This is a genomic window from Cellulosimicrobium sp. 4261 (assembly GCF_040546915.1).
GTDB lineage: Bacteria > Actinomycetota > Actinomycetes > Actinomycetales > Cellulomonadaceae > Cellulosimicrobium > Cellulosimicrobium cinnabarinum.
Genome location: NZ_JBEPOQ010000004.1, coordinates 23844 through 42718, shown reverse-complemented (window position 1 = coordinate 42718; position 18875 = coordinate 23844). Strand labels below are relative to the sequence as shown.

At 73.9% G+C, this 18875-nt stretch carries 22 protein-coding genes; 13 read left to right on the top strand and 9 right to left on the bottom strand.

Annotated features, from left to right (window positions below; all coding sequences use genetic code 11):
• Positions 1 to 20: 20 nt before the first annotated feature.
• The 3 genes from ABIE39_RS06530 to ABIE39_RS06520 form a co-directional block, all read right to left on the bottom strand.
• On the bottom strand, positions 21 to 281 hold the full coding sequence (locus ABIE39_RS06530) for a hypothetical protein (RefSeq protein ID WP_175009269.1): 261 nt from the start codon (positions 279 to 281) through the stop codon (positions 21 to 23).
• Positions 282 to 458: 177 nt separating this feature from the next.
• Complete coding sequence (locus tag ABIE39_RS06525; RefSeq protein WP_354050952.1) at positions 459 to 746, bottom strand: hypothetical protein; 288 nt, start codon at positions 744 to 746, stop codon at positions 459 to 461.
• The gene (locus ABIE39_RS06520; protein ID WP_354050950.1) at positions 743 to 1378 is read right to left on the bottom strand and encodes a TetR/AcrR family transcriptional regulator; all 636 of its coding nucleotides are present in this window, start codon (positions 1376 to 1378) and stop codon (positions 743 to 745) included. The genes ABIE39_RS06525 and ABIE39_RS06520 overlap by 4 nt, the downstream gene beginning before the upstream one ends.
• Before the next feature lie 142 nt (positions 1379 to 1520).
• On the opposite strand from ABIE39_RS06520, the gene ABIE39_RS06515 reads away from it, so the two are divergent.
• Positions 1521 to 3368, top strand: a complete 1848-nt coding sequence (locus tag ABIE39_RS06515) for an ABC transporter ATP-binding protein (protein ID WP_354050948.1) — start codon at positions 1521 to 1523, stop codon at positions 3366 to 3368.
• 113 nt (positions 3369 to 3481) lie between these two features.
• On the top strand, positions 3482 to 4081 hold the full coding sequence (locus tag ABIE39_RS06510) for a dihydrofolate reductase family protein (protein ID WP_354050946.1): 600 nt from the start codon (positions 3482 to 3484) through the stop codon (positions 4079 to 4081).
• Positions 4082 to 4120: 39 nt separating this feature from the next.
• On the opposite strand, the gene ABIE39_RS06505 is transcribed toward ABIE39_RS06510, so the two are convergent.
• A complete protein-coding gene (locus ABIE39_RS06505; RefSeq protein WP_354050944.1) occupies positions 4121 to 4321 on the bottom strand; it encodes a DUF2510 domain-containing protein in 201 nt (66 codons plus the stop codon).
• A gap of 136 nt (positions 4322 to 4457) precedes the next feature.
• Between ABIE39_RS06505 and ABIE39_RS06500 the strand changes: the two genes are divergently transcribed.
• Positions 4458 to 4751, top strand: coding sequence for a hypothetical protein (locus ABIE39_RS06500; RefSeq protein WP_354050942.1), 294 nt, complete (start codon positions 4458 to 4460; stop codon positions 4749 to 4751).
• Between the two features lie 33 nt (positions 4752 to 4784).
• Here ABIE39_RS06500 and ABIE39_RS06495 read toward each other — a convergent pair whose 3' ends face one another.
• Together ABIE39_RS06495 and ABIE39_RS06490 are read right to left on the bottom strand one after the other, a co-directional pair.
• A complete protein-coding gene (locus tag ABIE39_RS06495) occupies positions 4785 to 5678 on the bottom strand; it encodes an LLM class flavin-dependent oxidoreductase (RefSeq protein ID WP_354050940.1) in 894 nt (297 codons plus the stop codon).
• A 10-nt stretch (positions 5679 to 5688) separates the two neighbouring features.
• Positions 5689 to 6135: a hypothetical protein gene (locus tag ABIE39_RS06490; protein WP_209828669.1), complete on the bottom strand. Its 447-nt coding sequence runs from the start codon at positions 6133 to 6135 to the stop codon at positions 5689 to 5691.
• Between the two features lie 49 nt (positions 6136 to 6184).
• On the opposite strand from ABIE39_RS06490, the gene ABIE39_RS06485 reads away from it, so the two are divergent.
• From ABIE39_RS06485 to ABIE39_RS06475, 3 genes are all read left to right on the top strand, one after another.
• Positions 6185 to 6484 (top strand): Dabb family protein, encoded by a 300-nt coding sequence (locus ABIE39_RS06485; RefSeq protein ID WP_354050938.1) that lies wholly within the window; start codon positions 6185 to 6187, stop codon positions 6482 to 6484.
• A 156-nt stretch (positions 6485 to 6640) separates the two neighbouring features.
• A complete protein-coding gene (locus ABIE39_RS06480) occupies positions 6641 to 7564 on the top strand; it encodes an LLM class F420-dependent oxidoreductase (protein ID WP_163188720.1) in 924 nt (307 codons plus the stop codon).
• Between the two features lie 100 nt (positions 7565 to 7664).
• Positions 7665 to 8999, top strand: coding sequence for a uracil-xanthine permease family protein (locus tag ABIE39_RS06475; RefSeq protein ID WP_209828665.1), 1335 nt, complete (start codon positions 7665 to 7667; stop codon positions 8997 to 8999).
• A 78-nt stretch (positions 9000 to 9077) separates the two neighbouring features.
• Here the strand turns inward: ABIE39_RS06475 and ABIE39_RS06470 are convergent, their stop codons facing one another.
• From ABIE39_RS06470 to ABIE39_RS06460, 3 genes are read right to left on the bottom strand one after another with little or no spacing between them, the layout of a single operon-like run.
• Positions 9078 to 9686 carry a GNAT family N-acetyltransferase gene (locus tag ABIE39_RS06470; protein WP_175009262.1) on the bottom strand — a complete coding sequence of 203 codons (609 nt, stop codon included), beginning with the start codon at positions 9684 to 9686 and terminating at the stop codon, positions 9078 to 9080.
• A gap of 50 nt (positions 9687 to 9736) precedes the next feature.
• The gene (locus ABIE39_RS06465) at positions 9737 to 10387 is read right to left on the bottom strand and encodes a LytR C-terminal domain-containing protein (protein WP_043652283.1); all 651 of its coding nucleotides are present in this window, start codon (positions 10385 to 10387) and stop codon (positions 9737 to 9739) included.
• A gap of 25 nt (positions 10388 to 10412) precedes the next feature.
• Positions 10413 to 10709 carry a type II toxin-antitoxin system VapB family antitoxin gene (locus tag ABIE39_RS06460; protein ID WP_021480409.1) on the bottom strand — a complete coding sequence of 99 codons (297 nt, stop codon included), beginning with the start codon at positions 10707 to 10709 and terminating at the stop codon, positions 10413 to 10415.
• Positions 10710 to 10938: 229 nt separating this feature from the next.
• Here ABIE39_RS06460 and ABIE39_RS06455 point away from each other — a divergent pair, with 229 nt between their 5' ends.
• From ABIE39_RS06455 to ABIE39_RS06425, 7 genes are read left to right on the top strand one after another with little or no spacing between them, the layout of a single operon-like run.
• A complete protein-coding gene (locus tag ABIE39_RS06455; protein WP_163188684.1) occupies positions 10939 to 11076 on the top strand; it encodes a hypothetical protein in 138 nt (45 codons plus the stop codon).
• Positions 11073 to 11162, top strand: a complete 90-nt coding sequence (locus ABIE39_RS06450; protein WP_061268977.1) for a potassium-transporting ATPase subunit F — start codon at positions 11073 to 11075, stop codon at positions 11160 to 11162. Before ABIE39_RS06455 ends, ABIE39_RS06450 begins: the two co-directional genes overlap by 4 nt.
• Entirely contained in the window at positions 11162 to 12835 is a 1674-nt protein-coding gene (gene kdpA / locus ABIE39_RS06445; RefSeq protein ID WP_354050935.1) for a potassium-transporting ATPase subunit KdpA, read from the top strand. The genes ABIE39_RS06450 and kdpA overlap by 1 nt, the downstream gene beginning before the upstream one ends.
• Before the next feature lie 3 nt (positions 12836 to 12838).
• Entirely contained in the window at positions 12839 to 14992 is a 2154-nt protein-coding gene (gene kdpB, locus ABIE39_RS06440) for a potassium-transporting ATPase subunit KdpB (RefSeq protein ID WP_354050933.1), read from the top strand.
• A 23-nt stretch (positions 14993 to 15015) separates the two neighbouring features.
• Positions 15016 to 15630 carry a potassium-transporting ATPase subunit KdpC gene (gene kdpC / locus ABIE39_RS06435; protein WP_354050931.1) on the top strand — a complete coding sequence of 205 codons (615 nt, stop codon included), beginning with the start codon at positions 15016 to 15018 and terminating at the stop codon, positions 15628 to 15630.
• Positions 15631 to 15632: 2 nt separating this feature from the next.
• The gene (locus ABIE39_RS06430) at positions 15633 to 18146 is read left to right on the top strand and encodes a sensor histidine kinase (protein WP_354050929.1); all 2514 of its coding nucleotides are present in this window, start codon (positions 15633 to 15635) and stop codon (positions 18144 to 18146) included.
• The gene (locus ABIE39_RS06425; RefSeq protein WP_086149780.1) at positions 18143 to 18853 is read left to right on the top strand and encodes a response regulator; all 711 of its coding nucleotides are present in this window, start codon (positions 18143 to 18145) and stop codon (positions 18851 to 18853) included. The genes ABIE39_RS06430 and ABIE39_RS06425 overlap by 4 nt, the downstream gene beginning before the upstream one ends.
• Positions 18854 to 18875: the final 22 nt, after the last annotated feature.

Sequence of the window (18875 nt, the reverse complement as noted above, 5' to 3'; positions counted from 1 at the left end):
GCCTCGGGGGCCGGGGTGGGTCAGCCGCCGAGGAACGCCTTCATCGCGAGGGTCGAGAAGAGCACCGCGCCGGCGGCGACGGCCAGCGCGACGACCCAGCCGTTCGCCCGCTCGACCGGGGGGACGGCGGGCCGGCGCGCGGGGGCGGCGCCCCGGCGTCGGGCACGGGACGCGCGGCGCGCGGTGAAGCGCAGGCCGCGCGCGGCCGCGTGGGTGGACGGCTGCTCGGGTGAGCCGTCGTGGGCGGGGAACGCGGTGTCCCGGGCGGGGGTGGGGGTCACGGTGCGCCTCCGGAGGTTGGCCGGCGCCGCTGACCGGCGCCGTACGGCCAGTCTTCCCCGCGGCGCACCTCGGGCGCGTCGCCCGTCCGGTGGATCCTGCGGCCCACCGGGGTGCGACCTCCGGATGACGAGCGCGTGCTCCTCGTGGCCCGGTGGGTGCACCCCGCCGCACGACGGTCAGCGCGGCGCGTTCTCCTGGTACCGGGGCCTGCCGCCCCGGGCGGCGCGCTGGAGGTAACGGACCTCGCGCAGCGCGACGGCGGCAGCGACCACCAGGGGGACCCAGGCCCAGACGCGGCCGCGCAGCACGAGCACGAGGCACACGACCGCGACGACGATCCCGCCGAGCACGGTCGCGACGCTCGCCCAGCGCACGCCGGTCCGGACGTCGTCGGCGCGTTGCCACCAGCGGCGCATCCGCTCGCCGAGGCCGGGGCGGGGTGCCGGCCCCGGTCCGGCGCTCATGCGCGGGCCTCGCGCGTGAGGGCGACGCCCTCGATGCTGCGGACGGCCATGCGGAGCGCGTCGGCGCGCGAGATCTCGCCGTCGTCGGCCATGGACCACGCGTTGAACAGCATCCACCACAGCGTGCGGACGATCCACGCCACGCTGAGCTGGTCGTCGACGACACCGGCCTCCTGCCCGCGGCGCAGCAGCTCCCGCACCGGCTCCTCGGCCTGCTCGGCCTCGGCCCAGAACGCGGACTCGGCGTCGGCGAGCTCGGTGAACAGCACCATGTACCAGGGGCCGAGGTCGAAGTACTCGAAGGCGAGGCGGCGCAGCGCGGACGCCGGGGGCCCGTCGTCGAGCCGGGCGGCGGCGATCGCCGCGCGCGTGCGCTCGACGGTCTCGGCGCCGATCGCCTCGACGAGGTCGGCGCGCTCGGGGAAGTAGCGGTGGAGCGTCGTGCGGCCCACCTGGGCGGCCTGCGCGACGTCGGCGAGCGACGCGGACTTGTCCGTGCTGAGCACGGAGACCGCCGCGTCGAGGATCGCGCGCCGGGTGCGGGTGCGGGTGCCGCTCGGGGGCGGCGCGTCGGGAGCCGCTCGGGAGGGCGTGGCCGCAGGGGTGCCCCGCGCGCTCGTTCGTGCCGTCACGCGGCCCACGATAGCCCTCGTCGTCGCGGAACGCCGCTTGTCACTCGTGGAACAATCGTGTTCCACTAGGGGTGTCGAGCGCTCCGGTGCGCGACCGCCCGCACCGCGTCAACGACAGTTGACACGAGAGAGGATGTCAACCATGGTTGACGACATGTCCCCGACCGCTCCCAGCGGCCCCGAGGCTTCGCCGACTCCTCCCGACGGCACGCCCCGCCCGTTCCTCCCGCGCCTCGCGGTGCTGTGGCAGTTCGTCCGCCCGCACCGCCGGACCCTCCTGCTCGGCCTCGTGCTCGGTCTCGGCACGACGGCCGCGACCCTCGCCACGCCGATGGTCACCAAGTGGGTGCTCGACACACTCGGCACGGGGGCGTCGCTGACGCCGGCCGTGCTCACGCTCGTCGGGCTGCTGCTCGTCGGGCTCGTGCTCGGGCTGTGGCAGTGGATCCTGCTCGGCACGCTCGCCGAGCGCGTCGTGCTCGACGCGCGGTCGTCCATGGTGCGGCGCTTCTTCCGCGCGCGGATCGGCGCGCTCACGGGCCGCCCGACGGGCGAGCTCGTCACGCGCGTCACCTCCGACACGGTGCTGCTGCGCGAGGCGGCGTCGTCGAGCCTGGTCAACCTCGTGAACCTGGCGGTGTCCCTCGTCGGCACGGTGGTGCTCATGGGTGTGCTCGACCTCGTCCTGCTGGGCACGACCCTCGGGGCGATCGTCGTCATCGGCGTCCTCGTCGGCGCCCTCATGCCCCGCATCGCCAAGGCGCAGGAGAAGGCGCAGGAGTCGCTCGGCAGCCTCGGCGGCACGCTCGAGGGCGGGCTGCGCGCGATCCGCACCATCAAGGCCAGCCGCGCCGAGGGGCGCCAGATCGACCGGGTGCTCGACGACGCCCAGGACTCCGCGCGCCACAGCGTGCGGGCCGTGCGGACCGAGGCGGTCGCCTGGAGCATCGCCGGGGGCGGCATCCAGCTCGCGATCATCGTCATCCTCGCGCTCGGCGCGTGGCGCGTGGACCAGGGTCTGCTGGCCGTGTCGAGCCTCGTCGCGTTCCTGCTCTACGCGTTCCAGATCGTCGAGCCCGTCACGGGGCTGACGATGAACGTCACGCAGCTCCAGGCCGGGATCGCCGCCGCAGGCCGGATCCGCGAGGTCCAGGCGATCGAGCCGGAGGAGGACGACGACCCCGCCGCGCGTCGTCCTGCCGGGGTGGGCCCGGCGTCGGGCACGGTGGCTCCCCACGACGCGCCGCGTTTGTCGCTGCGCGGCGTCACCGCGCGCTACCTCCCGGGCGGCGAGCCCGTGGTGCGCGACCTCGACCTCGACGTACCCCCACGCGGCCAGGTCGCGATCGTCGGCCCGTCCGGGGCGGGCAAGACCACGACCTTCTCGCTCCTGCTGCGCTTCCTCCAGCCCGAGTCGGGGCAGATCCTCCTCGACGGCGTCCCCTACGACGACCTGACCTTCGACGACGTGCGGCGCCGCTTCGCGTACGTCGAGCAGGAGACCCCCGTCGTGCCGGGCACCATCCGCGAGAACCTGCGCCTCTCCGACCCCGCCGCGACCGAGGAGGCGATGTGGGCCGCGCTCGCGCAGGTCCGGCTCGAGGCCAAGGTGCGCTCGCTCGCCGACGGCCTCGACACGTCGCTCGTCGGGACGACCGTCTCGGGTGGAGAGCGCCAACGCGTCGCCCTCGCGCGCGCCGTCCTGCACGCGCCCGACGTGCTGCTCCTCGACGAGGCCACCGCACAGGTCGACGGGCTCACCGAGGCCGCCGTGCACGCCGTCATCGAGGACCTGGCCCGCGACCGCGCCGTCGTGACCATCGCGCACCGCCTGTCCACGGTCATCGACGCCGACGTCATCCTCGTCATGGAGGACGGGCGGGTCCGGGCACGGGGTACGCACCCCGAGCTCCTCGCGACCGACGAGCTGTACCGGGAGCTCGTCGCAGCCCTCCGCATCGCCACCGAGGAATCGCCCGCGCCGCGCTGACCCCGGCGCGCGCCGCGGGCTCGGCGTGGGCGATGAGTTCCGCGGCCGGGGACGGTCGGACGTGTCGGCAGGACGGACGACGGCGGTCGCGCACCGCGGAGGGCGAGGGTGGCATGGGGAACGTGACGTGCGACGTGGCGGTGTCGGTGGACGGGTACTCCTCGCGCCCCGACCAGACGCAGGAGCACCCGTTCGGCGCGGGCGTGGACCTGCACCGGTGGATGTTCGAGACGGCCGACGAGAACGCGGCCGAGATCGCCGCGATCGTCGACGCGGGAGCGTTCGTCATGGGCAGGAACATGTTCACGCCCGGGCGAGGGGAGTGGGACCCGGGCTGGCGGGGCTGGTGGGGCCCGGAGCCGCCCTACCACGCGCCGGTGTTCGTGCTCACGCACCACCCGCGCGAGCCGCTGGTCATGGAGGGCGGGACGACGTTCTTCTTCGTCACCGACGGCATCGGGTCCGCCGTCGCGCAGGCGCGGGCGGCGGCGGGGGACCGGGACGTCGCCATCGCAGGCGGGGCTGCGACCATCAACCAGGTGATCACGGCGGGGCTGCTCGACGAGCTCCGGCTGCACGTCGTGCCCCAGGTCCTCGGCCACGGCGACCGCGTGCTCGACGGCGTCCCGCCCCTCGCGCTGGAGACCGTCGCCGTCCGCGCGGCGTCCCAGGTCACCCACATGACCTACCGGGTGCGGGGGCCGCTCGGCTGACGGGTCTCGTGGCGCACGGCTCGCCCGGCGCGCGGGGCCTCAGCCGAGCACGGCGAGCAGGAGCGGCGCGGCGACGACGAGCACGACGACCGACCCCAGCACGAGGACCCGCCGCCACGGTCCGACGTCGTCCCGCGCCCGGCGGTCGCGCGTCCGGTCGGTCCACGACGCGCCGTCGTACCAGCGCTCGCTCCCCGAGCCCGGTGCGTCCGCGTACCACCCCGCCGGTGCTTTGCGCACGTCGCCTCCTCGCGTCCCGGTCCGGTGAGCCCTCGCACGACATGTGTCGCGGGCCCTCTGTCTCTGACACGCAGCGACGCCCCGAGAGGTTCCATGTGACCGAGAGAACGGGGGAGAGGTGCGGCACACTGTGCGCGTGGAGGACACCCCTGAGGCGCCCAGCGGCCCCGAGCTCGACCCCGCCGGGGCATGGGGTCTCGTGATCAGCCTCGTGCTGGGCGGGGTCGCCGCCGTGCTGTCGCTCGTCGGCTACCTGGTCGACCTGCCGCCGTGGCTCGTGGGTGTCTGCCTGGGTGCCGCGGTCCTCGGGGGGATCGCCGCCGCCGTCTTCTCCGCACGCCTGGCGCGCCTCGAGCAGAGGTCGGCCGGGCGTGTCCTGTGGGAGACGGTGACCGCCCCGGTCCGGTTCGTGCTCGACGTCCTGTTCTAGCCCGTCAGCGCCGAGGCGCGACGGCCTCGCGCCCTACAGCCCGGCGACCTGCGCGGCGCCGTCCGTCGCGATCTGCTCGAACACGCGCTCGTCGGCCGCGAACTGGGTGCCCGGGATGGGTCGGTGGACGACGATCTCCGTGATGCCGGCCTCCGCGTAGCCGTGCGCCGTCTCGACGAAAGCGTCGACCGAATCCAGCGCCGGGTCGGGCGTGAAACCCGTGAGCAGGATGCGTTCTACCGACCCCGGGTCGCGACCGGCGTCGCGGCACGCGGCGTCGAGACGCTCCACCTGGTCGCGGACGGCGGCGCGCGACTGCGCCGGGGTCGCGTCGTCCCCGAGGCGGCCGTCGCCCGTCGTCACCCACGCCTGCCCGTAGCGCGCGGCCAGCCGCAGCCCGCGCGGGCCGGTCGCGGCGATCGCGAAGGGCACCCGGGGCGACTGGACGGGACCCGGGATGGTCCGCGCCTCGTGCGCCCGGTAGTGCCCCTCCTCGTGGGTGACGGCGGGCTCGGTGAGCAGGCGGTCCAGCAGGATCGTGAAGTCCCGCAGCCGGTCGGCGCGCTCCCGGGCCGACCACGGCTCGCCGCCGAGCACCGTCGCGTCGAAGCCCGTCGTCCCCGCGCCGAGGCCGACGGTCACGCGTCCGCCCGACAGGTCGTCGAGCGTCATGACGTCCTTCGCGAACGTCACCGGCTCCCGGAAGTTCGGCGACGACACGAGCGTGCCCAGCCGCACCCGCTCGGTGACGCCCGCCGCGGCGGCGAGCGTCGGGACCGCGCCGAACCACGGGCCGTCGCGGAACGACCGCCACGACAGGTGGTCGTACGTGTAGGCGGCGTGGAACCCAAGGTCGTCGGCGGACCGCCACACGTCCCGGCCCTCACGCCACGGGTAGATCGGCAGGATCACGGTGCTCACGCGCATGGTCGCCAGCCTAGGGACAGCGGCCCACGCTGTCCGCCTGCCGGGTGTATCGCACGAACGGCGTGGTCGTCCCCTCCGGGCACAGATCGACGTCCGTGGCGAGCGCCCGGCCCGTCTGCGCGAGGAAGCGGCAGACCGCGTCGAGGGTGCGCTGGTCGTGGATCTCTCGGGCATCGACGTCGAAGGTGATCTCGTCGTCGGGCCACAGGAACAGGTTGACGGACACGCCGGGGTCGGGCCGGACGAGGACCGCCGGGAGCTCGTGGTCCGCGGCGCGACGGGGTGCCCCGCCGCCCCACGGCCGACCGTCCCGCTCGACCGGCCAGCCGAGCACCTGGTACCGCTCGACGAGCCGCGCCCCGTCGGGTGCCCGGCTGCCGCGCACGTACCCGTCCGGCAGGCGCCCCTCGACGCTCTCGTCGAAGAACCTCGCGACGTCACGCCAGAGGATGCGCACGCGGCGAGACTAGCGGGCGCCGGTCACGTGCCCCGTCTACCGTGGCGAGGTGATCCAGCACACCGTCGCCTTCCGCCTCGTCCACCCCGCCGACAGCGCGGAGGAGGCCGAGTTCCTCGGCACCGCCCGCGCGACGCTCACCGGGGTCCCCGGTGTCCGCGACTTCACCGTCTCGCGCCAGGTGAGCCCGAAGAGCCCGCTGACGTTCCAGTTCTCGATGGTGTTCGACGACGACGCCGCGTACGCCGCGTACGACGCCCACCCGGACCACCGCCGCTTCGTCGCCGAGCGATGGGTCCCCGAGGTCGCGGAGTTCCAGGAGCTCGACCTCGTCCCTCTGACCGACTGACCGCACCGCGTCCGTCGTGGTCCGCGAGGTAGGACGTCCGGACGCGAGGTAGAGCTCCGCGCGTCCTCGTTCGTGACCGCACGTCCTACCTCGCGGAGCGGGCGTCGTGCGGGCGGGGGCGGGCGCGCGGTGTGGCAGGGTGACGGCATGACCCAGATCGACCTGCGCATCTTCACCGAGCCCCAGCAGGGCGCGTCGTACGACGACCTCCTCGCTGTCGCGAAGGCCACCGAGGACCTCGGTTTCGACGCCTTCTTCCGCTCCGACCACTATCTCGTCATGGGCGACGGCGACGGGCTGCCCGGCCCGACCGACGCGTGGACGACGCTCGCCGGCCTCGCCCGCGAGACGAGCCGCATCCGGCTCGGCACCCTCGTGTCGTCGGCGACGTTCCGCCACCCCGGCGTGCTGGCGATCCAGGTCGCGCAGGTCGACCAGATGTCGGGCGGCCGCGTCGAGCTCGGCCTCGGCGCGGGCTGGTACGCCCGCGAGCACGAGGCGTACGGCATCCCGTTCCCGGAGAAGCGGTTCGGGATCCTCGAGGAGCAGCTCGCGGTGATCACCGGGCTGTGGGAGACGCCGGTCGGCGAGACGTTCTCGTTCAGCGGCGAGCACTACACGCTCACGGACTCCCCGGCCCTGCCGAAGCCCGCGCAGGAGCGCGTCCCGGTGATCGTCGGCGGCCACGGGCCTCGACGCACCCCGGCGCTCGCGGCCCGGTACGCCAGCGAGTTCAACGCCGCGTTCCCCGACCCGGGCGTCCTGCCCGACCGGTTCGAGAACGTGCGCGCCGCGTGCCTCGACGCCGACCGCGACCCCGACTCGCTCGTGTACTCGGCGGCGTTCGTCGTCGCGGTGGGCAAGGACGAGGCGGAGTTCCGCCGTCGGGCCGACGCGATCGGGCGCGAGCCCGACGAGGTGCGCCGCAACGGCCTGGCCGGCACGGTCGGCGAGGTCGCGGACAAGATCGCGGCCGCCGCGGAGCAGGGCGCGACGCGCTTCTACCTCCAGGTGCTCGACCTGCACGACCTCGACCACCTGGAGCTCATCGCGAGCGAGGTCGTGCCGCAGCTGCCGTGACGTCCGCGTCCGCGGGGGCGCCCGGGAAACACCGCCGTGACGTCGGGCCACTACCCTGCACCGGGGGTTTTTTCACACGGGCTTCACGGACGGGAGAGACATGAGCGCCATCGGGTGGCGGTTGCACGGCAACGGGAAGACGGTCCGACCGGGGGACGTCGTCGACCCGGACGAGCGTCTGACCTGGCCGCGGACCATCGGGATCGGGATGCAGCACGTCGTCGCCATGTTCGGCGCGACGTTCCTCGTGCCGCTCCTCACGGGCTTCTCGCCCGCGACGACGCTCTTCTTCTCGGCGATCGGCACGGTCGGGTTCCTGCTCATCACGCGGAACCGCCTCCCGAGCTACCTCGGGTCGAGCTTCGCGTTCATCGCGCCGATCGGCGCGGCGACCGCGTCCCAGGGCCAGTCGGTCGCGGTCGGTGGGATCCTCGTCACGGGCCTCGTGCTCGCGGCCGTCGGCCTTCTGGTCCACGTCGCGGGCGCGCGGTGGATCGACGTCGTCATGCCGCCGATCGTCACGGGCACGATCGTCGCGCTCATCGGGCTCAACCTCGCCCCGGCCGCGTGGGGCAACTTCCAGCAGGCGCCGGTCACGGCCGTCGTCACGCTCGCCGCGATCATCCTTGTGAGCGTCCTGTTCAAGGGGATCCTCGGGCGGCTGTCGATCCTCGTCGGCGTGGTCGTCGGCTACGTCGTGGCCGTGATCCAGGGCGAGGTGTCGTTCGACGCGGTGCGGAAGGCTGCCTGGTTCGGGCTCCCGGAGTTCGTCACGCCGACGTTCGACGTGGCCGTGCTCGGCCTGTTCGTCCCGGTCGTGCTGGTGCTCATCGCGGAGAACGTCGGGCACGTGAAGTCGGTCGCCGCGATGACGGGCAAGAACCTGGACGACCTCACCGGCCGCGCGCTCTTCGCGGACGGCCTCGCGACGACGTTCGCGGGGATCGGCGGCGGGTCGGGCACGACGACCTACGCCGAGAACATCGGCGTCATGGCCGCGACGCGCGTCTACTCGACCGCGGCGTACTGGGTCGCGGCGGCGACCGCGCTGGTGCTCTCCCTGTCGCCGAAGTTCGGCGCCCTCATCGCGACGATCCCGGTCGGCGTCCTGGGCGGCGCCGCGACGATGCTCTACGGCATGATCGGCATCCTGGGCGCACGCATCTGGGTGCAGAACAAGGTCGACTTCTCCGACCCGGTCAACCTCACGACGGCGGCCGTGCCGCTCGTCGTCGGCATCGCCAACTTCACGTGGGCCGTGGGCGACCTGACCTTCGAGGGGATCGCGCTCGGCACCGCTGCGGCGCTCGTGATCTACCACGTGATGCGGAACCTCTCGCGGTGGCGCGGCACGACCCAGGAGCCCGCCAGCCCGGCGTCGGCCCCCGGGGGCGACGAGCCCGCCGTCCACGAGGCGGTCGAGGACGCCCGCTGACGCGACGCGCGTGAGCGGCCTCCACGGAGGCTCCACGGAGACGACGGCCCGGCGAGCACCAGCCCGCCGGGCCGTCGGCTAGAGGCGCAGGCCGAGGACGAGGCCCTCGGCGACGTCCAGCCGGGTGAAGCCGAGGTGCTCGTAGAAGCCGATCGCGGACGCGTTGTCCTCCGCCACGCCGAGGTGCACCCCGGGCGACCCGGCGGCGCGCAGGGCGTCGAAGAGCACCTCCATGAGGCGGCGGCCGTTCCCGCCGCCCTGGGCCGACGGCAGCAGGTCGACGTGCAGGTGCGACGGGTAGTCGCCGAGCACGGACGGGTCGGTGCGGTGCGGGCGGTGGATCTGCTCGACGAGCGCCTCGTCGCGCGACCCCGCGGGGAAGCTCCCGAGGGGGTAGCGCGCCCGCAGCGGCGGCCACCACTCCCGCTCGCACCGGTCCTCGAACGCGGCGGTGTCGCGGGCGCCGAGCACGTAGCCGGCCACGACGCCGTCGGCCTCGACGACGGACGCCAGGCCCGGCTCGAGCGCGAGGTACGCGCCGAGGTAGACCTCGCCGAGCAGGCGCGGGTCGGTGTAGAGCCCGCTCGCGTCGGCGCCGGACGCACCGGTCCGCAGGCAGATCTCGTACAGGCGGTCGACCTCGGCGGGGTCGGTGGTCCGGGCGGGCCGGAGGGGCAGGGTGCTCATGGGTACCGTTCGGCGGTCAGGAGGCCCGGCGGGCGCCGGGCCGGGACGTGCTAGCCCTCGGCGGGGGGCACGGGCAGCGGGCGGGGCGTGATCTCCTCGATCGGCACGCACCCCGCGCGGCTCTCGAGCGGGACGTCGCCGGACAGGCCGACGAGCTCCGGATCCACGATGTTCTCGAAGTCGGCGCCCACGTAGAGGTCGACGGTCGCGTCCTCGCGCGCGTCGAGCACGAGGCCCGGGTTCTCGTAGTGCGCGGCGAGGGTGTACGCCTGCGCGACGCCCGCGGCACCGAAGTGGATCTGCGTGCGCGACACGACGTCGGACTTCCCGTCGCCGTCGAGGTCCGGGGCGTTGCCCGTCGAGAGCACCGCGAACCCGCGCGACGTGAGGATGTCCTGGTTGAGCCGGCCCAGCGGGTCGTCCTTGCCGGACGCGTTGTAGACGTTGACCTGGATGTCGCCCGTGGCGACGGGCAGCGTGCCGTCCGCGAGGCAGGGGACCTTGACGTCCGCGAGGTCGTCGACGGCCTCGGGCGAGGACAGCTCCCGGTCGAACGGCGCCTCGATCGCCCCGGTGTACACGGCGAGGGCGCCGATCCCGACGACGGCGAGCGCCGCGATGAGCAGCCCGAACACGACGGCCTGGCGCTCGTGCATGCGCCGGCGGCGGACGGCGCGCGCGGTGTCGGGGCGGAGTGTCACGCCAGCAACCTACCGGACCGGCCGCTCATCGCAGCGTCAGCACGCGCGCGTGCAGGATCGCCCGCTGCTGCAGGGCGGCGCGGACGGCGCGGTGCAGGCCGTCCTCGAGGTAGAGGACGCCGTCGAACTCGACCACGTGCGCGAAGAGGTCGCCGAAGAACGTGGAGTCCTCGGCGAGGAGTGCGTCGAGGTCGAGCGTGCGCTTGGTGGTGACGAGCTCGTCGAGGCGCACCTGACGCGGGGGCACCTCCGCCCAGTCGCGGGCGGTGACCCGGCCGTGGTCCGGGTAGGGGCGCCCGTCGCCGACGGCCTTGAAGATCATGCGGGACATCCTAGGTGCCCGACGGCGGCCGCCGCCCCCGATGGCGGGGTGCCGGTCACGCAGTCGTCACGAACTCCCCACGGGAACCGACGGGCTCGTCCGCGACCGCCCGGACCGGGCGGGGGCCGTGAGGAGATCGTTAGCGTCGCGCCCCGCGCCGTATGGGTCCCGTGAGGACGGCCTCCGGCGCCTCGGGGCGGGTGTTCGATCGTCGTCGGCGCCCCGTCCGGTGGGCGCCCGGCCGCCCGACAGGGGGCCGTCGGTCTCGACCTGGGGACGTCTCGTGCTCGACATCGTCTACGTGCTCGGCGTGATCGCCGTGTTCGTGCTGGTCGCCGGAATCGGGAAGGCGGTGGAGAAGCTGTGATCGTGCTCGAGCTCCTCGCCGCGGCTCTCGGTGCGGCGGCGATCGTGTATCTCGTGGTGGCGCTCGTGAGACCGGAGCGTTTCTGATGACCTGGATCTTCGCGCTCCTCGCGCTCGGGACCGTCGCCCTGGTCCTCGCGGCGCTCTACCGCCCGCTGGGCGACCACATGGCGCGGGTCTACTCCACGCCGAAGGACTGGCGGGTGGAGCGTGGCCTGTACCGCGTCCTGGGCGTCGACCCCCGCTCCGAGCAGACGTGGCCCGCCTACCTGCGCAGCATCCTCGCGTTCTCGGCCGTGGGCCTCCTGCTCCTCTACCTGCTCCAGCGCACGCAGCAGTGGCTGCCGTACTCGCTCGGGCTGCCCGCGCCGTCGGAGCACCTCGCGTTCAACACGGCCGCGTCGTTCGTGGGCAACACGAACTGGCAGTCGTACTCGCCGGAGCAGACGCTCGGGTACACCGTGCAGCTCGCCGGGCTCGCGGTGCAGAACTTCGTGTCCGCGGCGGTCGGCATGGCGGTCGCCGTCGCGCTCGTGCGGGGCTTCGCGTACCGCCGGGTCGGGACGATCGGGAACTTCTGGGTGGACCTCGTGCGCGGGTGCCTGCGCATCCTGCTCCCGATCTCCCTCGTGGGCGCGGTCGTGCTGCTCGTCGGCGGTGTCGTGCAGAACTTCGACGGCTTCACGCAGGTGACGACCCTCGCGGGCGGCACCCAGAGCGTGCCGGGCGGGCCGGTGGCCTCGCAGGAGGTCATCAAGCTGCTCGGCACGAACGGCGGCGGGTTCTTCAACGTGAACTCGGCGCACCCGTTCGAGAACCCGTCGGCGTGGACGAACGTCGTCGAGGTCCTGCTCATGCTCGTCATCCCGTTCTCCCTGCCGCGCACGTTCGGCCGCATGGTCGGCGACGACCGGCAGGGCTACGCGATCCTCGCGACGATGGGCGTGCTCTTCGTGGCCTCGTTCGTCGCGCTGACCGCGCTGGAGTCCGCCGGTAACGGCACGGCGCCGCAGCTCGCCGGGGGTGCGATGGAGGGCAAGGAGGCGCGGTTCGGGATCATCGGCTCGACCCTCTTCGCCACGACGAGCACCACGACGTCGACCGGCGCGGTCAACTCGATGCACGACTCCTACACGGCGCTCGGCGGGATGCTCCCGCTGCTCAACATGATGCTCGGCGAGGTCGCGCCGGGCGGCGTCGGCTCCGGGCTGTACGGGATGCTCGTGCTCGCCGTCATCGCGGTCTTCATCGCGGGCCTGCTCGTCGGGCGCACGCCGGAGTACCTGGGCAAGAAGATCGGGCCGCGCGAGATCAAGCTCGCGAGCCTCTACATCCTCGTCACGCCGACCCTGGTGCTCGTCGGCACGGCCCTGAGCTTCGCGATCCCGCCCGTGCGCGAGAGCGTCGAGACGGTGTCGATCTGGAACCCCGGCGTGCACGGCACGACCGAGGTGCTGTACGCGTTCACGTCGGCGGCCAACAACAACGGGTCGGCGTTCGCGGGTCTCACCGCGAACACGCCGTGGCTGAACACCGCGCTCGGGGTCGCGATCCTGCTCGGCCGGTTCGTGCCGATCGCCCTCGTCCTCGCGCTCGCGGGCTCGCTCGCGCAGCAGGACAAGGTGCCTGCGACCGTCGGCACGCTGCCGACCCACCGCCCCCAGTTCGTGGGGCTCCTGATCGGCGTGGTGGTCCTCCTCACCGCGCTCACGTACTTCCCCGTTCTCGCGCTGGGTCCCCTGGCTGAAGGGCTGCTGTAACCCATGTCCACGCTCACCCACCCGTCCCCGCGCGCCGTGCACCAGCCGGCCGCGACCACCGGCGGCCTGTTCACCTGGTCGCAGGTGCGCCAGGCGATGCCCGGCGCGTTCCGCAAGCTCGACCCGCGCCAGATGTGGCGCAACCCCGTGATGTTCCTCGTCTGGGTCGGGGCCGCGCTCACCACCGTGATCGCGGTCGTCGAGCCGTTCCTCGGCGGCCCGGAGGAGTCGGGCGGCACGCCCGTCCCCGGGTCCTTCACGGCGGTCATCGCCGTGTTCCTCTGGCTCACGGTCCTCTTCGCCAACCTCGCGGAGTCGGTCGCCGAGGGCCGCGGCAAGGCCCAGGCCGACTCGCTGCGCCGGACCCGCACCGCGACCGTCGCGCACCGGGTGACCGCGTACGACGAGACGGCCGACCCCGGGGCCCTGCGCGCCCGCGCGGTCGAGGTGTCCTCGGCCGACCTGCGGCTGGGGGACGTCGTCGTCGTCGAGGCGGGGGAGCTGGTCCCCGGCGACGGCGAGATCGTGTGGGGCATCGCGTCCGTCGACGAGTCGGCGATCACGGGCGAGTCCGCGCCGGTCATCCGCGAGTCGGGCGGCGACCGGTCCGCCGTGACCGGCGGCACGCGCGTCCTGTCGGACCGCATCGTCGTGCGCGTCACCTCGATGCCGGGCGAGACGTTCGTCGACCGGATGATCGCGCTCGTCGAGGGCGCGAGCCGGCAGCGCACACCGAACGAGATCGCGCTGAGCATCCTCCTCGCGTCGCTGTCGATCGTGTTCGTCGTGGTCGCCCTCACGCTCAACCCCGTCGCGTCGTACGCGGCGAGCCCCGTGAGCGTCGCCGTCCTCGTCGCGCTCCTCGTCTGCCTCATCCCGACGACGATCGGCGCGCTGCTCTCGGCGATCGGCATCGCGGGGATGGACCGCCTCGTGCAGCGCAACGTGCTCGCGATGTCCGGCCGCGCGGTCGAGGCGGCGGGCGACGTCACGACCCTGCTGCTCGACAAGACGGGCACCATCACCTACGGCAACCGGCAGGCCGCGCGGTTCGTCGCGCTGCGCGACGTCGACGAGCGCGAGCTCGTCCGCGCCGCCGCGCTGTCCTCGCTCGCGGACCCGACCCCGGAGGGGACGTCGATCGTCGAGCTCGCGCGTCGCGGGGGCCTCGACGTCGGGCCGACCGCGCCCGGCGAGATCGTGCCGTTCACGGCGCAGACCCGGATGTCGGGTATCGACGAGCCGGACGGCACCCAGATCCGCAAGGGCGCCGGGTCGGCCGTGACGGCGTGGGTCGAGGAGGGCGGCGAGCGGGCGGCGTCGAGCGTCCTCGCGGAGCTGGACGACGTCGTGGAGGAGGTCGCGCAGTCGGGCGGCACGCCGCTCGTGGTCGCGGTCCGGACGCCGGACGGCGTGAGCCGCGTGCTCGGCGTCGTCCACCTCAAGGACGTCGTGAAGGAGGGCATCGCGGACCGCTTCGCCGAGCTGCGGTCGATGGGCATCCGCACGGTGATGATCACGGGCGACAACCCGCTCACCGCCGCCGCCATCGCGCAGGAGGCCGGCGTCGACGACTTCCTGGCCGAGGCCACGCCCGAGGACAAGCTCGCGCTCATCCGCGCCGAGCAGGAGGGCGGCAACCTCGTCGCCATGACGGGCGACGGCACGAACGACGCGCCCGCCCTGGCGCAGGCCGACGTGGGGGTCGCGATGAACTCCGGAACGTCGGCCGCGAAGGAGGCCGGCAACATGGTCGACCTCGACTCGGACCCGACGAAGCTCATCGACGTCGTGCGCATCGGCAAGCAGCTCCTCATCACGCGCGGGGCGCTCACCACGTTCTCCGTCGCCAACGACGTCGCGAAGTACTTCGCGATCATCCCCGCGATGTTCATGGGCGTGTTCCCCGGCCTCGAGGTGCTCAACGTCATGGGCCTCAGCTCGCCGTCGTCGGCGGTGCTGTCGGCGATCGTCTTCAACGCGATCGTCATCGTGCTGCTCATCCCGCTCGCGCTGCGCGGCGTGCGGTACCGGCCGGCCGACGCCTCGACGATCCTCGGGCGGAACCTCCTCGTCTACGGCGTCGGCGGCCTCGTGGCCCCGTTCGTCGGCATCTGGCTCATCGACCTGGTCGTGCGCCTCATCCCCGGCTACTGACCCCGACGACCAGGAGAGACCTCATGAACACCACGACACGCAGCACCGGGCGGGTCGTCTGGGTCGCGACCCGGGCGATGCTCGTCCTCACCCTCTTCCTCGGCGTCGGGTACACGCTCGTCGTCACCGGCGTCGGGCAGCTCGTCCTGCCGGCGCGCGCCGACGGGTCGCTCGTGCACGACGGCGCGGGCCGGGTCGTCGGGTCGGCCCTGCTCGGGCAGGCGTTCGCCGACGCCGACGGCGACCCGCTGCCCGAGTACTTCCAGCCCCGGCCGTCGGCCGCGGGCGACGGGTACGACGCCGCGGCGTCGTCGGGCTCGAACCTCGGCCCCGAGAACGAGGACCTCGTCGCCGCGATCACGGAGCGGCGCGCCCAGGTCGCCGAGCTCGAGGGCATCGACCCCGCCGACGTCCCCGTGGACGCGCTCACGGCCTCGGGCTCCGGCCTCGACCCGCACATCAGCCCGGCGTACGCCGCCGTCCAGGTCGACCGTGTCGCGACGGCGCGCGGCCTGACCACCGCGCAGGTCGAGGAGCTCGTCGCGCGGCACACTGGGGGGCGTGCGCTGGGGTACCTCGGCGAGCCGACGGTGAACGTGCTCGAGCTCAACGTCGACCTGGACCGGATCGGAGGCTGAGCATGGCGCGCGGACGGCTGCGGGTCCTCCTCGGGGCGGCACCCGGCGTCGGGAAGACCTACGCCATGCTCGAGGAGGGCCGCCGTCTGCGCGACGAGGGCAGGGACGTCGTGGTCGCGGTCGTGGAGACCCACGGCCGCGCCGCGACGGCGGCCATGGCAGAAGGACTCGAGGTGGTGCCGCGCGTCCGCGTGACCCACCGGGGCGTCGAGCTCACGGACCTCGACCTGTGCGCCGTCCTCGCGCGGCGCCCCGACGTCGCGCTCGTCGACGAGCTCGCGCACACGAACGCGCCGGGTCTCGACCACGAGAAGCGCTGGCAGGACGTCGACCGGCTGCTCGACGCCGGGATCGACGTCATCTCGACCGTCAACATCCAGCACATCGAGTCGCTCAACGACGTGGTCGAGAAGATCACGGGCGCCGTGCAGCGCGAGACGATCCCCGACGCCGTCCTGCGCGGCGCGGACCAGATCGAGGTCGTCGACCTCGCGCCCCAGGCGCTGCGCGACCGCCTCGCGGGCGGGTACGTCTACCCGGCCGAGCGCGTCGACGCGGCGCTGTCGAACTACTTCCGCCTCGGGAACCTCACCGCGCTGCGCGAGCTCGCGCTGCTCTGGCTCGCCGACGAGGTCGACGCGGCGCTCCAGCTCTACCGGACCGAGCACGGGATCGACAGCACGTGGGAGGCGCGCGAGCGCGTCGTCGTGACGCTCACGGGCGGCCCGGAGGGGGAGACGCTCGTGCGGCGCGGCGCCCGGATCGCCGCGCGCTCGGCGGGCGGCCAGCTCCTCGCGGTGCACGTCACGACGCAGGACGGCCTGCGCGACGCGGCCCCCGGCGCGCTCGCGCACCAGCGCGCGCTCGTCGAGCAGCTCGGCGGGACGTACCACCAGGTGGTGGGCGACGACGTCCCCACCGCGCTCGTCGAGTTCGCCAAGGGTGTCAACGCCACGCAGCTTGTCATCGGGGTCTCGCGCCGGGGTCGGCTCGCGTCGGCCCTCAGCGGCCCCGGCATCGGGGCGACGGTCACGCGCGAGGCGGGCAACATCGACGTCCACATCGTCAACCACGCCGCCGCCGGGGGAGGGGCGCGCCTGCCCCGCTCGGGCGGCGCGCTCACCCTGCGGCGTCGCGTCGCGGGGTTCGTCCTCGCCCTCGTCGGGGGACCGCTGCTCACCTGGCTCCTCGTCACGGCGCGCGACGAGGACACGCTCGTGACGGACGTCCTGGCGTACCAGCTCCTCGTCGTCGTCGTCGCGCTCGTCGGGGGCGTCTGGCCCGCGGTCTACGCCGCGGTCCTGTCGGGCGTCACGCTCGACTACTTCTTCGTCGAGCCCCTGCACACGATCACCGTGGGCGAGCGGTTCCACCTCGTGGCCCTCGTCCTGTACGTCGTCATCGCCGTGCTCGTGAGCGTCGTCGTCGACCGCGCGGCGCGCACGACCCGGGCGGCCCGGCGGGCGGCCGCGGAGTCCGAGGTGCTCGCCACCGTCGCGGGCAGCGTCCTGCGTGGGCAGGACGCCGTGCAGGCCCTCGTGAGCCGGGCGCGCGAGGCGTTCGGCATGGCGGGGGCGCGGCTGGTCGTCTCCGGGACGGAGCTCGCGGCCGACGGCGACCCGGGGCCGGGCGCGCCCAGCACGACGGTGCGCGTGGACGAGCGGGCCGACCTCGAGCTGTTCGGTCCGGACCTCGCGGCCTCGGAGCGGCGGCTGCTCAACGTCATCGCGGTGCAGCTCGAGGCGGCGCTCGAGCACAGCGACCTCGCGGAGGTCGCGAGCGAGATGGGCCAGCTCGCCGAGTCCGACCGCGTGCGCAGCGCCCTGCTGTCGGCGCTGAGCCACGACCTGCGCCGCCCGCTGAGCGCCGCGACCGCCGCCGTGAGCGGCCTGCGCTCGACCCGCGGCGCGCTCAGCCCTGCCGACCGGGACGAGCTGCTCGCGACCGCCGACGAGAGCCTCGACGCCCTCGGCACGCTCATCACCGACCTGCTCGACGTGAGCCGGCTGGAGGCGGGCGTCCTCGGGGTGTCGCGCTCCGAGGTCGAGCCGGCCGACGTCGTGCTGCCGGCCCTGGACGAGCTCGGCCTGGGGCCGGCCCAGGTCGAGCTCGACCTCGAGCTCGACGTCCCCGCGGTCGTCGCCGACCCGGTGCTGCTCCAGCGCGTGCTCGTCAACCTGCTCGCCAACGCGACACGGCACTCGCCGCCGGGCGAGCGGGTACGGATCTCGACGAGCGCGTTCGGCGGGTCGGTCGAGATCCGCGTCGTCGACCACGGCCCGGGCATCCCGCCCGAGCGGCGCGAGGACGTGTTCGTGCCGTTCCAGCGCCTCGGCGACACCGACAACACGACCGGCCTCGGGCTCGGCCTCGCGCTGTCGAAGGGGTTCGTCGAGGGCATGGGCGGCACGCTCACCCCGGAGGACACCCCCGGCGGAGGGCTCACCATGGTCGTGGCCCTGCCCGCCGCGGGCCCGACGCCCCACCCCGACGCCCCGGAGACCAGCGCGCCATGAAGATCCTCATCGCCGACGACGACCCGCAGATCCTGCGCGCCCTGCGCATCACCCTCACCGCGCAGGGCTACGAGATCATCACGGCGACCTCGGGCTCGCAGGCGATCGCGCGCGCGATCGACCACCGCCCGGACGTCCTCATGCTCGACCTCGGCATGCCCGAGCTCGACGGCCTCGACGTGATCCACGCCGTCCGGGGCTGGTCGGACGCCCCGATCCTCGTGGTGTCCGGGCGCACGGGCGCCGCCGACAAGGTCGAGGCCCTCGACGCGGGCGCCGACGACTACGTCACGAAGCCGTTCTCCATCGAGGAGCTGCTCGCCCGCATCCGCGCGCTCACGCGCCGTGTCGCGCACGAGGACTCCGCCCCGGTCGTCGTGCTGGGCGACGTGACGGTCGACCTGTCGGCCCACAGCGTCGTGCGCGTGCGCGACCGCCAGACCGAGCAGGTGCGGCTCACCCCGACGGAGTGGCAGGTGCTGGAGCGGCTCGTCCGCAACCCGGGCAAGCTCGTCACGCGGCAGACGCTGCTCACCGAGATCTGGGGCTCCCAGCACGTGAGCGACACGGGCTACCTGCGCCTGTACGTCGCGCAGCTCCGCAAGAAGCTCGAGCCGGAGCCGGCGGCCCCGCGCTACCTGCTCACCGAGGCGGGCATGGGCTACCGCTTCGAGCCGGACCCGGGCTCCCCGACCGCGGCGTCCTGACGCCGGCCGGCGAGCAGCCTCC

Coding starts and splice junctions, on each gene's coding strand:
- ABIE39_RS06510 (WP_354050946.1), top strand. CDS start 3,482: ATGGGGAACGTGACGTGCGACGTGGCGGTGTCGGTGGACGGGTACTCC.
- kdpB (WP_354050933.1), top strand. CDS start 12,839: ATGTCCACGCTCACCCACCCGTCCCCGCGCGCCGTGCACCAGCCGGCC.
- ABIE39_RS06525 (WP_354050952.1), bottom strand. CDS start 746: ATGAGCGCCGGACCGGGGCCGGCACCCCGCCCCGGCCTCGGCGAGCGG.
- kdpA (WP_354050935.1), top strand. CDS start 11,162: ATGACCTGGATCTTCGCGCTCCTCGCGCTCGGGACCGTCGCCCTGGTC.
- ABIE39_RS06495 (WP_354050940.1), bottom strand. CDS start 5,678: ATGCGCGTGAGCACCGTGATCCTGCCGATCTACCCGTGGCGTGAGGGC.
- kdpC (WP_354050931.1), top strand. CDS start 15,016: ATGAACACCACGACACGCAGCACCGGGCGGGTCGTCTGGGTCGCGACC.
- ABIE39_RS06460 (WP_021480409.1), bottom strand. CDS start 10,709: ATGATCTTCAAGGCCGTCGGCGACGGGCGCCCCTACCCGGACCACGGC.
- ABIE39_RS06430 (WP_354050929.1), top strand. CDS start 15,633: ATGGCGCGCGGACGGCTGCGGGTCCTCCTCGGGGCGGCACCCGGCGTC.
- ABIE39_RS06515 (WP_354050948.1), top strand. CDS start 1,521: ATGGTTGACGACATGTCCCCGACCGCTCCCAGCGGCCCCGAGGCTTCG.
- ABIE39_RS06425 (WP_086149780.1), top strand. CDS start 18,143: ATGAAGATCCTCATCGCCGACGACGACCCGCAGATCCTGCGCGCCCTG.
- ABIE39_RS06470 (WP_175009262.1), bottom strand. CDS start 9,686: ATGAGCACCCTGCCCCTCCGGCCCGCCCGGACCACCGACCCCGCCGAG.
- ABIE39_RS06475 (WP_209828665.1), top strand. CDS start 7,665: ATGAGCGCCATCGGGTGGCGGTTGCACGGCAACGGGAAGACGGTCCGA.